The 11,123-nt window shown below is 68.2% G+C and carries 11 protein-coding genes; 8 read left to right on the forward strand and 3 right to left on the reverse strand.

Annotated features, from left to right (window positions below; translation table 11 throughout):
• The first annotated feature begins 29 nt into the window (after nucleotides 1–29).
• From CXB49_RS08170 to CXB49_RS08180, 3 genes are all read left to right on the forward strand, one after another.
• Entirely contained in the window at nucleotides 30–2,261 is a 2,232-nt protein-coding gene (locus CXB49_RS08170) for a patatin-like phospholipase family protein (RefSeq protein ID WP_158300677.1), read from the forward strand.
• A gap of 185 nt (nucleotides 2,262–2,446) precedes the next feature.
• Nucleotides 2,447–3,385 (forward strand): triacylglycerol lipase, encoded by a 939-nt coding sequence (locus CXB49_RS08175; protein ID WP_101707931.1) that lies wholly within the window; start codon nucleotides 2,447–2,449, stop codon nucleotides 3,383–3,385.
• Between the two features lies 1 nt (nucleotide 3,386).
• Nucleotides 3,387–4,298 (forward strand): lipase secretion chaperone, encoded by a 912-nt coding sequence (locus tag CXB49_RS08180; protein ID WP_101707932.1) that lies wholly within the window; start codon nucleotides 3,387–3,389, stop codon nucleotides 4,296–4,298.
• A gap of 55 nt (nucleotides 4,299–4,353) precedes the next feature.
• Here the strand turns inward: CXB49_RS08180 and trpC are convergent, their stop codons facing one another.
• Nucleotides 4,354–5,151 (reverse strand): indole-3-glycerol phosphate synthase TrpC, encoded by a 798-nt coding sequence (gene trpC / locus CXB49_RS08185; RefSeq protein WP_101707933.1) that lies wholly within the window; start codon nucleotides 5,149–5,151, stop codon nucleotides 4,354–4,356.
• 153 nt (nucleotides 5,152–5,304) lie between these two features.
• Here trpC and CXB49_RS08190 point away from each other — a divergent pair, with 153 nt between their 5' ends.
• Genes CXB49_RS08190 through CXB49_RS08205 form a run of 4 tightly spaced genes read left to right on the forward strand, consistent with a single transcriptional unit; the run spans nucleotide 5,305 to nucleotide 8,437 of the window.
• Nucleotides 5,305–6,489: an NnrS family protein gene (locus CXB49_RS08190; protein WP_101707934.1), complete on the forward strand. Its 1,185-nt coding sequence runs from the start codon at nucleotides 5,305–5,307 to the stop codon at nucleotides 6,487–6,489.
• 31 nt (nucleotides 6,490–6,520) lie between these two features.
• Nucleotides 6,521–6,952 (forward strand): hemerythrin domain-containing protein, encoded by a 432-nt coding sequence (locus tag CXB49_RS08195; RefSeq protein WP_101707935.1) that lies wholly within the window; start codon nucleotides 6,521–6,523, stop codon nucleotides 6,950–6,952.
• Complete coding sequence (locus tag CXB49_RS08200; protein WP_101707936.1) at nucleotides 6,942–7,154, forward strand: DUF2249 domain-containing protein; 213 nt, start codon at nucleotides 6,942–6,944, stop codon at nucleotides 7,152–7,154. Before CXB49_RS08195 ends, CXB49_RS08200 begins: the two co-directional genes overlap by 11 nt.
• Nucleotides 7,154–8,437 (forward strand): hypothetical protein, encoded by a 1,284-nt coding sequence (locus CXB49_RS08205; RefSeq protein WP_101707937.1) that lies wholly within the window; start codon nucleotides 7,154–7,156, stop codon nucleotides 8,435–8,437. The genes CXB49_RS08200 and CXB49_RS08205 overlap by 1 nt, the downstream gene beginning before the upstream one ends.
• Here CXB49_RS08205 and CXB49_RS08210 read toward each other — a convergent pair.
• Nucleotides 8,413–9,108 (reverse strand): Crp/Fnr family transcriptional regulator, encoded by a 696-nt coding sequence (locus tag CXB49_RS08210; protein ID WP_101707938.1) that lies wholly within the window; start codon nucleotides 9,106–9,108, stop codon nucleotides 8,413–8,415. The two genes, CXB49_RS08205 and CXB49_RS08210, sit on opposite strands and share 25 nt — an antisense overlap.
• Before the next feature lie 100 nt (nucleotides 9,109–9,208).
• Complete coding sequence (locus tag CXB49_RS08215) at nucleotides 9,209–9,967, reverse strand: SDR family oxidoreductase (RefSeq protein WP_101707939.1); 759 nt, start codon at nucleotides 9,965–9,967, stop codon at nucleotides 9,209–9,211.
• Nucleotides 9,968–10,120: 153 nt separating this feature from the next.
• Here CXB49_RS08215 and CXB49_RS08220 point away from each other — a divergent pair, with 153 nt between their 5' ends.
• Entirely contained in the window at nucleotides 10,121–11,011 is an 891-nt protein-coding gene (locus tag CXB49_RS08220; RefSeq protein ID WP_233492995.1) for a LysR family transcriptional regulator, read from the forward strand.
• Nucleotides 11,012–11,123: the final 112 nt, after the last annotated feature.

The following is an 11,123-nucleotide window of genomic DNA, read 5'->3' on the forward strand; positions in this document are numbered from 1 at the left end:
GTGAAACCATAATCGCAAAATTATCCGAGATGCTTATCTGCAAACCTTTTTCCTTGTACGCGCCGGTGCTGGCTTTGTGCCTGGCCGGCATCATCGCGCCGCCGGCGGCGTTCGCCTCCGAAACGGTGCCCAAGGGCGTCGGAGTGGTGTTGGGCGGCGGCGGCGCCCGCGGTTTCGCCCACCTTGGGGTGCTGAAGGAGCTGGATCGCCTGCGCATTCCGGTGGCCTGCATCGCCGGCACCAGCGCCGGGGCGCTGATCGGTGGTATTTATGCCAATGGGCTGCCTCTTGACGAGATGGAGAAGGAGTTCAACGCTGCCGACTGGGACCAGATGCTGTCCGGCAAGCCGGCGCGCTCCGACATCCCGTACGACCGCAAGCGCGACGACTACAAGAACTACCTGGACATCAGCTTCGGTCTGAAGGATGGCGCCTTGCGTGTGCCGCGCAGCGCGATCAACTCCCAGGGCATCGAGCTGTACATCCACAAGATGACCCGCGACCGCGACATCGACGATTTCGACAAGCTGCCGATTCCGTTCCGCGCCGTCGCCGCCGATCTGAACAATGGCGACGCGGTGGTGTTCAGCAAGGGCTCGCTGGCGCGCGCCCTGCGCGCCAGCATGGCGGTGCCGGGTGTGTTCGACCTGGTGGAGGACGACGGGCGTCTGCTGGTCGACGGCGCCATCGCCCGCAATGTGCCGGTGCAGGACGTCAAGGGGCGCTGCGCCGATCACGCGATCGTCGTCGATGTCGGCACGCCGCTGATGAAGCCCGACGAGATCCAGACCTTGTTCGACGTGGTGGAGCAAAGCTCCAATCTGGCGGTGATGCGCAATGTGCAGGAGCAGATGAAGCTGCTGGACAAGAACGATGTGGTGATACGGCCGGACCTGGCCGGCTATGCCGCCACCTCCTTCGGCGACCATCAGGCCATCGTCGAGCGCGGCGCGGAGGCGGCGCGCAAGATGGCCAAACAATTGTCGGCCTATTCGGTGTCCGAGGCCGAGTACGCCGCCTGGAAGCGCCGGCTGCAGCGGCCGCGCTACCCGCTGCTGGACGAGGTCAAGGTGGAGGGCAAGGACGGCAGCTTCACCAAGGTGTCGTCGTTGCAGCAGGCGCTGAACTTCTCCGGGCCGACGGTGCCGGTCGGCGAGGCGAGGGACAGGCTGGCGGCCATCTTCACCGGCGGCGAGTACGACAGGCTGGGTTACCACATCGACAGCATTTCCGGCCGCAACGTGATGACGGTGATGCCGGTCGAGCGCAGCATAGGCCAGAACTACCTGCATTTCGGCCTCAACCTCAGCAGCGACACGCCCGGCGACAGCAGCTTCACGCTGCGCGCCTCGCACGAGTGGGCCGCGCTGAACAGCGCCGGCGGCTCCTGGCGCAACGATGTCGCCATCGGCCACGACAAGGGCATCAAGACCGAGCTCTACCAGCCGCTGTGGCAGGGTAGCCCGCTGTTCGTCTCGGCCTCGCTGGGCTACCGGCAGAAGCCGTTCCAGCTGTTCAACGACGATCATACGGTGCTGGTCACCTTCAAGGACAATATCGTAGACACCCAGCTGAATGCCGGCGTGGCGCTGGGCCGCTACGGCGAATGGCGGCTGGGCGTCTACAAGCAGGACAACCATTTCACGGTGGCCCAGGGGTATTCGGACGATCTGGAGGCGCTGGCGTCCAGTCAGTACCGCGACGTCGGCGTGCAAAGCAGCCTGGTGGTCGACCAGTTCGACAATCCGCGCTGGCCGCGCTCCGGTTATTACTTCAACGGCAAGATAGGCGCGGGCTTGCCCGGGCTCGGCAGCGACGTCAACCAGAAGTTCTACGACATGACCGGCGAGCTGGCGCACACCTACGGCAACATCACGGCGCGCTTCACCGCCAAGGCCAGGGGCAGCGTCGACATCCGTTCCGAAGCCTTCATGCCGCAGAATCTTGGCGGCTTCCTGAACCTGACCGGCTACCAGAGCGGCGAGTTGCTGGCCAGCCAGGTGGCGCTGGCGAGGCTGATGATGTACTGGCGCGCGACGTCGCTGCCGGCGGTGCTGGGTTCCGGCGTCTATGCCGGCATGTCGCTGGAGGCGGGCAAGCTGTTCGGCGAGAATTTCAGCAGCCAGTCCAGTAGTCGCTGGATTCCGGCCGGCTCGGTCTTTCTGGGCGCGGATACCATCCTGGGGCCGTTCTTCATCGGCGTCGGCACCGCCAGAGGCGGACAGTTGACCGGCTATATCTACCTCGGAGTCGATTACTGAGCGATGCCGATGTGACGATCCGAATGCCTCGCCCGGCCTTGGTCGGGCGAGGGGCCAGTCCTTTGGTACAGGTTTTGATTGATTTGAATCAGTTTTAACTGTAGTTACTAGATTTTATAAGCCAAATGTCCTATCTCGGTATTAGCCGCTGTTCGGCGGCATACATACAATAACCGGGAGAAACAATGAATCGCCTCTTGTCGCGCAGTGCGCTCCTCATCGCCATGCTGCTGCTGCCTGTCGCCTCGGCGCTGGCTTCCACCAACGGCGGCTATACCCAGACCCGTTACCCCATCGTGCTGGTGCACGGCCTGTTCGGCTTCGGACAGGTGCTGGGCGTCGATTACTTCTACCAGGTGCCGGCCGCGCTGAAGGCCGACGGCGCCCAGGTCTTCGTGGCCGAGGTGTCGGCCACCGACAGCAATGAAGTGCGCGGCGAGCAGCTGCTGCAGCAGGTGCGGCAGATCCTGGCCATCACCGGCGCGCAGAAGGTCAATCTGATCGGCCACAGCCAGGGCGCGCCGACGGCCCGCTACGTGGCCGGCGTGCGTCCGGACCTGGTGGCCTCGGTCACCACCGTCGGCGGCGTCAACAAGGGCTCCGTCGTGGCCGACATCGTCCGCGGCGTCGCGCCGCCGGGATCGGTCAGCGAAACCGTCGCCGCCGCCGTGGCCGGCGCCTTCGTCAAGGTGCTGGCCTTCTTCTCCGGCACCAGCAACCTGCCGCAGCAGCCTATCGGCGCGCTGAACTCGCTGACCACCGCCGGCTCGCGGGCCTTCAACGCCAAGTTCCCGGCCGGCGTGCCGACCAGCGCCTGCGGCGAGGGCGATTATGCGGCCAACGGCGTGCGCTACTACTCGTGGACCGGCGCCGCGACCACCACCAATGTCCTCGACCCGCTGACCGTGCCGATGGGCGTGCTGGGCCTGGCCTTCGGCTCCACCCCGTCCGACGGCCTAGTGGCCGTGTGCTCGGCCCACCTCGGCCAGGTGATCCGCGACGATTACAAGATGAATCACGTCAACGAGATCAATCAGAGCTTCGGCCTGGTCAGCCTGTTCGAGGTCAGCCCGGTCACGCTTTACCGTCAGCAGGCCAATCGCTTGAAGAACGCGGGATTGTGACATGCGGCGTCCGCGCTTGATATTGCTGACGGTCTGCGTCGGCGCGCTGCTGGCGTGGTGGGCCTGGCCTTCGGCGAACCCGGCTGGGGCCGGCGTCGCCGTGGCGGCGGGGACCTTCGCGCCGTCTTTGCGCGGCACCGCCGTCGACGGCGCGGTCCGCGCCGTCGACGGCAGTCTGCGGGTGGACCAGGAGTTGCGCCGGCAGTTCGACTACTACCTGGCCACGCTGGGCGAGCGCCAGCTGCCGGCCATCCGCGCCGAGCTGCGCCGGCATCTGGCCCAGACGCTGGGCGTCAAGGCGCTGGCGCAGGCGCTGAATCTGTTCGACCGCTATGTCGCCTATCGCCAGTCGCTGGCCGGCATGACGGTGGCGGCCGGCGCCGACCTGCCGCAACGGCTGGCCAGCGTGCGGGCGGCGAAGCTGCGGTACTTCTCCGCGGCCGAGGTCGAGGGTCTGTTCGGCGACGAGGACCGTTACGACGGCTTCACCGCCGGGCGGCTGGCCATTCTGGCCGACCCCGCGCTGAGCGCGGAGGAGAAGCGGCGGCGGATCGCGGAGCTGGAGCGGCAGCTGCCGCCCGAGCTGCGCGCGGCGCGCGAGGAGCCGGTCAAGCACCTGGAGCTGGCGCAGGCCGAGGAGGCCTTGCGCCGGCGCGGCGGCGGCGAGCAGGAGCTGTACCAGCTGCGCGCCGCCATGGTGGGGCAGGCGGCGGCGGACCGGCTTTCCGATCTGGATCGGGAGCAGGCGGCCTGGCGGCAGCGGGTGGACGATTTCAAGCGCGACAGCGCCGCCATCGCGGCGAATGCCCAGTTGAACGCCGCGCAGCGGCAGCAGGCGCTGGCACAGCTGCAGGCCAGTCGTTTCACGTCGCAGGAGGCCTTGCGCTTGCCGGCCTACGCGCCGGTCAACTGAGCCGCAATGCAAACAGGCGCCGTTGCCGGCGCCTGTTTTTTATCGATCCGGCGGATCAATCTTCGGCGTGGAACAGCCGCTGCAGCGCCTCGCCCGGCTCGGCCTCGCGCATGAAGGCCTCGCCGACCAGAAAGGTGTGGACGCCGCTGCTGCGCATCAGCCGCACGTCGTCAATGGTGGCGATGCCGCTCTCGGTGATCGCGATGCGGCCGTCGCCTATGCGCGGCAGCAGTTTCAGCGTGGTGGTCAGGCTGACTTCGAAGCTGCGCAGATTGCGATTGTTGACGCCGACCAGCTCGGTCTCGAGCGCCAGCGCGGCATCCAGCTCCGCCTCGTTGTGCACCTCCACCAGCACCGCCATGCCCAGCTCGCGGGCCAGCGTCTCCAGCGCCTTCATCTTGGGCAGCTCCAGGGCCGCGGCGATCAGCAGGATGCAGTCGGCGCCCATCGCGCGCGCCTCGTAGACCTGGTATTCGTCGACGATGAAGTCCTTGCGCAGCGCCGGCAGGTGACAGGCGGCGCGCGCGGCTTCCAGGTAGCTGGCGTCGCCCTGGAAGTATTGGCGATCGGTCAGCACCGACAGGCAGGCGGCGCCGTGGGCGGCGTAGCTCGCGGCGATGGCCGCCGGCTGGAAGTCCTCGCGTATCACGCCCTTGCTCGGGCTGGCCTTCTTGATTTCGGCGATGACCCCGGCCTTGCCCAGCGCGTGCTTGGCGCGCAGGGCGGCGACGAAGTCGCGGCGATCCTGGCGGGCTTCGGCGTCGGCCCGTACCGCGGCCAGCGGGCGGCTGTTCAGCGCGGCGGCGATTTCCTGGCGCTTGGTGGCGATGATGGTGTCGAGAATGTCGGACATGCTGGCGTCGAGTGTTCGTAATCGGATGGACCATCATGCAGAACATCCCGGACGATGGCAAGGGGCCCCGCTTTCCGGATGCTTGATTCAAATCATTCCCGTTCCCGGCGGCGGATCCGATACTGCGGCCATTCCACCTGTCGGAGTTTCGCCATGGCGCGCGCTCATCCATTGTTTTCCGCCCCACATCGGGCGGCCTTCCTGCCCGGCATACTGCTGGCCATCCTGATGCTGGCGCTGTGGAGCGCCGAGCTGGCGGCGCGCCTGTTCGGCCAGGGCCTGCCGCTGGCGTTGCCGGCGATGCTGGCCCACGGCTTTCTGATGCTGTTCGGCTTTTTCCCGCTGTTCATGGCCGGCTTTCTGTTCACCGCGGGCCCGCGCTGGCTGAACGTGCCGCCGCCGGGGCGCGGCGCCTATCTGGCGGTGCCGGCGCTGCTGGTCGCCGGTCTGGCGCTGTGGCTGGTCGGCGCGGCGACGGGCGGCGTCTGGCTGCTGGCCGGCCATCTGCTCTACAGCTTGGGTTTTGTCGGCCTGGGCGGCGGTTTCGCCCGGCTGCTGCTGCGCAGCGCCGCGCCGGACCGGCGCCATGCCTGGGCGGTGCTGTCGGCCTTCGGCATCGGCGCGCTGGCGCTGGCCTGCGCCGGCTACTGGTTGCTGAGCGGTGACGTCCGCGGCTGGTTGTGGATGCGGGACCTGGCCTTGTGGGGGTTTCTGCTGCCGGTTTTTCTGACGGTGTGCCACCGCATGCTGCCGTTCTTCTCGGCCAGCGCGCTGACGCCGTACCAGGCCTGGCGGCCGTGGTGGCTGCTGGCGGCGATGCTGGGCGGCGCCCTGGGACACGGCCTGCTGTCCATCGCCGGCTGGCCGTCCTGGGGGCTGGACCTGGTCCTGGCCGCGCTGTTCGGCTACACCAGCTGGCGCTGGAGGCTGGCGGCCTCGTTGCGCGTCAGGCTGCTGGCGATGCTGCATCTGTCCTTCGCCTGGCTGGCTGCCGGCTTCGCGCTGTATGCCTGGCAGGGCGCCTTTGGCGGCCTGGCCTGGGCACCGCTGCACGCGATCACGGTCGGCTTTTTCCTGACGATGATGATCGCCTTCGTGTCGCGGGTGTCGCTGGGCCATTCCGGACAGCCGCTGGAGGCCGGCAAGGCCTTGTGGGGCCTGTATCTGGCGGCGCAGTGGCTGGCGCTGGCGCGCGTCGCGGCCGACCTGCTGCCCCTGGGCTGGCGCGGCGGCCTGTACAGCCTCGCCGCGGCGGGCTGGCTGCTGACCCTGCTGTTGTGGGGCGGCCGTTTCCTGCCCGTTTATCTGCGTCCGCGCGCCGACGGCCAGCCGGGCTGAGCGGCGCCGGACTTCAAAACTGGAGAACATCATGAATCCATCCGAATCACTGATCCGCCAGCACCGCGATTGCGACGCCCGTTTCGCCGACGCCGAGCAAGCCGCGCGCGCGAAGGACTGGCCCGCCGCCGAGTCCGCCTTCGCCGCGATGCGCGGCGAGATGGAAGGCCATTTCCAGCTGGAGGAGGAGCGCTTGTTCCCGGCCTTCGAGCAAGCCAGCGGCATGCGCGGCGGCCCGACCGTGGTGATGCGCGCCGAGCATGCGCAGATGCGGCAGTTGCTGGATGGCATGGCGGAAGCGCTGGCCGCCGGCGATGGCGACGGCTTCCTGGCCGAGGCCGACACGCTGCTGATCCTGACCCAGCAGCACAATATGAAGGAGGAGAACATCCTGTATCCGATGTGCGAGCAATGCCTGCCGGACCTGGCGGGTCTGCTGCAAGGGGCCGGCGGTGCCGCTTGACCTGCGGGACCTGCCGCCGCCGGAGCCGATGGACATCGTGCTGAGCCAGGCCGAGCGGCTGGCGCCGGGGCAGTCGGCCAGCTTCGTGCTGCCGCGCTTCCCGACGCCGCTGCCGCCGCTGCTCGATCAGATGGCCGGCCTGGCCTACCGTTTCGAGCTGTCCGGCGACGGCGGGGTGCTGCTGCGGGTGGAGCGGTCGTGATGCAGGGCTGGCCGTCGTACGACAGGGCGCCGCCGCTGAGCCTGCCCTTGCCGTTTCTGCTGGCGGCGCCGTGCTGGCTGTTCGCCGCCGGCCTGTGTCTGGCCTTCATGCCGCCGGGGCCGCTGGACCGTTTCGACCCGGAGGCGCTGGCCGCCGTCCACCTGCTGGCGCTGGGCGTGCTCGGCAACGCGATGTGCGGGGCGGCGCTGCAGATACTGGCGGTGGTGGCCGGCGTCGCGTTTACCCGGCCGCGATTCTTGCTGCATGTCTTGTTCTGGCCTTTGCAACTGGGCTGCGGCCTGCTGGCGGCGGCCTTTCTGCACGGTTTTTCGCCGGCGCTGCTGTTGCCGGCCGCGGCTCTGCTGGGCTGGGCGCTGCTGGTCTTCGCCGGCGTCGGCCTGCATGGCGTCGCCAGCAGTCCGGCGCGCGACGCGACGAGCCGCGGCATCGCGTCGGCGCTGGCCGCGCTGCTGGCGGCGGCCTCGCTGGGCATCGCGCTGGCGGGCACGCTGGGCGCGGGCTGGCCGCTGCCGTGGAAAGCCCTGTTGGACTGGCACGTGTTGTCGGCCCTGGGCGGATGGCTGCTGGGCCTGGTGATGGCGGTGGCGGTCACCGTGGTGCCGATGTTCCAGATCACGCCGGCCTATCCGGCGCGTTGGATGCGCGATGCCGCCGTCTTGTGGCCGGCGGCGTTGCTGGCCTCCGGCCTGGGCTGGCAGCTGGGGGCGGGACCGTTGGCCGGCATGCCGGCGTCGGCGGTGGCCATCGCCTTCGCCGTGATGACCTGGCGCCTGCAGCGGCGGAGCCGGCGTCCGGCCGATTGCGGACGGCGTTTCTGGCAGATGGCGATGGCGGCGTTGGCGCTGGGCCTGATGGCGGCCTGGGCGGCGGCGGCGGATTGGGCCGCGGCAGGCTGGGCGGCGCTGAGCGGCTGGCTGCTGCTGTTCGGCCTGGGCGTTTGCGCGATGCTGGGCATGTTCTACAAGATACTGCCCTTCCTGCTGTGGCTGAATCTGCAGCGCAAGGCGCCGCCGGGCAAGCGGGCGCCGGCCACGCTGGCGCTGCTGCCGGAGGCGGCGCAGCGCCGCTGTCTGTACGTCTGTGCCGCCTGCCTGACGGCTGGCTGCGCGCAGGTTCTGGGCGGCGTGCCGGGAATGGCGGCCGGCGCAGCGGTCTGCGGGCTGGCCGCGCTGGTGGCGGTGGACGCGGGCAGGGCGGTGTGTCGCTACCGGGCCTGCGTTCGAAGCTGGCGCGAGGCTCAGGCCGGCGGCGCCATGCCGTAGTTGGCCAGCGCGGCCGGATCGGGCAGCGCGATGTCGCGACCGTCGACCTCGACCAGGCCGGCCTTGCTCAGCTGTTGCAGCACCCGGGAGAAGGTTTCCGGCGTCAGGTTCAGCCGGGAGGCGACCAGGTTCTTGCTGGCCTCCAGCGTCAACACGACTTTTTCGCCGGCCGACGCGTCGTCCAACTGCTGCAACAGGTAGCCGATCACGCGCTGCAGCGCGCTTTCCACCGAGTAGCGCTCGACATCCCGCACCATGCCGTGCAGGCGCAGCGACATGCCGGCCAGCATATTGCGGGCGAAGCCCGGGTCCTCGGCCAGCGTCTGGAACACGCCGGCGGCGCCGATATGCAGCAGCAGGCTGTCTTCCAGCAGCTGGGCCAGCACCGGATAGGGCTTGCCGAGGAACATCACCGCCTCGGCGAAGCTCTGGCCCGGATGGATGATCTCCACCACCTTCTCGACGCCCTGCGGCGACGGAATGGCCAGCTTCACCTTGCCGTAGACCACCAGATACATGCCGTCGCAATCGTCGCCGCGCTGGAACAGCAGCTGCCCCCGGTCGCCGCGCTGCGCGCGGACATGGCTTTGCAGCGCGGCCAGCTGCCGGTCCGACAGCTGCTGGAACAACGGTTGGTGGCGAAGATGCTGGACGATGTCGATCTGGGACATGGTATGGCCTTGGATAATGCGTGACAGTTACCGATGCTAGCCTATCCGGCCAAATGGAAAAAGGCCGCCGGATCGGCGGCCTCGCGGTTTTCGCCGCGGATCAGCGGGACACGAAGCCGCCGTTGATGAACAGCGTCTGGGCGGTGGTCCAGCGGTTTTCCGGCGAAACCAGATGCTTGATCAGCGGCACCAGATCGGCCACCTGGCCCAGCTCGCCGTTGATGCTGGCGCGTTTCAGATAGGCCACGGTCTCCGGCGTTTCCACCGAGTAGAAGAAGGCGGTGTCCATCGGGCCGGGGGCGACCACGTTGACGGTGATGCCGCGGTGGCCGATCTCCTTGGCCAGCGCGCGGGTGAAGTCCTCCAGCGGCGCCTTGCTGCCGGCGTAGACGCCGTAATAGCCGGTGGTGGCGGCCAGCAGCGAGGTGCCGATGCTGACGATGCGGCCGTTGTCGCGGATGCGGCGGCCGGCTTCCTGCAGGCAGAAGAAGGCGGCCTTGGTGTTCAGCGTGAAGATGGCGTCGAATTCCTCTTCGCTGACCTCGGTGACCGGCTTCTTCACCATCATGCCGGCGGTATTGATTAGGATGTCGAGGTGGCCGAAGCGGTCCTCCACCGCGTCGAACAGGCGGCGGATTTCGGCCACCCGAGTGATGTCGGCCTGGACGGCGAAGGCCTGGCCGCCGGCGGCGTTGATCGCGGCGGCGGCCTGCTCGGCGCCGTCGCGGGAGCCGTCGCTGTTGTAGTGGATGGCGACGGCGGCGCCGTCGGCGGCCAGCGCTTCGGCGAAGGCGCGGCCCATATTGCGCGATGCGCCGATGATCAGGGCGACTTGGCCTGCGAAGTTGGTTTGGCTCATTTCACTTCTCCGTGATGGTTTGCCGCGGCGGCGCGGCGGGCGGTTGACGCTTCGCAGTGTATTGTTTCGATATCGCCAGATAAACGGTGCAAATTTGATTACACTATCCAGATAATCGATCTAATTGAGGCGGACATGGACCGGATTCAGGCAATGCGGGTTTTCGCAGCGGTGGTGGACGCCGGCGGTTTCACCCGCGCCGCGCAGCAACTGCAGCTGCCGCGCGCCACCGTTTCCAGCGCGGTGCAGCAGTTGGAGGCCCAGTTGGGCGTGCGCCTGCTGCACCGGACCACGCGCCGGGTGCAGCTGACGCTGGACGGCGGCGGCTTCTACGAGCGCTGCCAGCAGCTATTGGCCGATTTCGACGAGGTGGAGGCCTTGTTCAGCCAACAGGGCGCCAGTCCGCGCGGCCGCTTGCGCATCGATGTGCCGGGGCCGATAGGGCGGCAGGTGCTGGCGCCGGCGCTGCCGGACTTTTTCCGCCAGTATCCGGACATCGAGCTGGAGCTGGGCGTGACCGACCGGCCGGTCGACCTGATCCAGGAGGGGGTGGACTGCGTGATCCGGGTCGGGCAACTGGGCGAGTCGCGGCTGGTGGCGCGCCGCATCGGCATGCTGCCGCAGGGCAACTACGCCAGTCCGGACTATCTGGCGCGCTTCGGCGAGCCGCGCGCGCCGGACGAGCTGCCGCGCCACCAGGCGGTCAACTACGCCTCGCCGTCCACCGGCAAGGTGTTCGGCTGGGAATACCTGCGCGACGGCGAGCGGCGCGAGTTGGCGCTGCGCTCGCCGATCAGCGTCAATCAGGTGGAGACCTATATCGCTTGCGCGCTGGCCGGTCTGGGACTGATCCAGCTGCCGCGCTACGACGCCGAGCCGCATCTGGCGGCCGGGCGCCTGGTCGAGGTGCTGGCCGACTGGCCGCCGCCGGCGATGCCGGTGTCGGTGTTGTATCCGCACCGACGGCATCTGTCGCGGCGGGTGCAAGTCTTCGTCGAATGGGCGGCGGCGCTGCTGCGCGAGCGGCTGAGGCTGGAGGGGTGAGTGTCTGTATGGGATTAGTCTGAAAAAAGCGGAGGGTGGAACTATCTTGTAAGCAAATTGCCTGACTGGCTGGTTTTTTGTTAACGAATTGTTTGATATATGCGGTTCAGGC

Source organism: Chromobacterium sp. ATCC 53434 (assembly GCF_002848345.1).
In the GTDB taxonomy this organism is placed as follows: Bacteria; Pseudomonadota; Gammaproteobacteria; order Burkholderiales; family Chromobacteriaceae; genus Chromobacterium.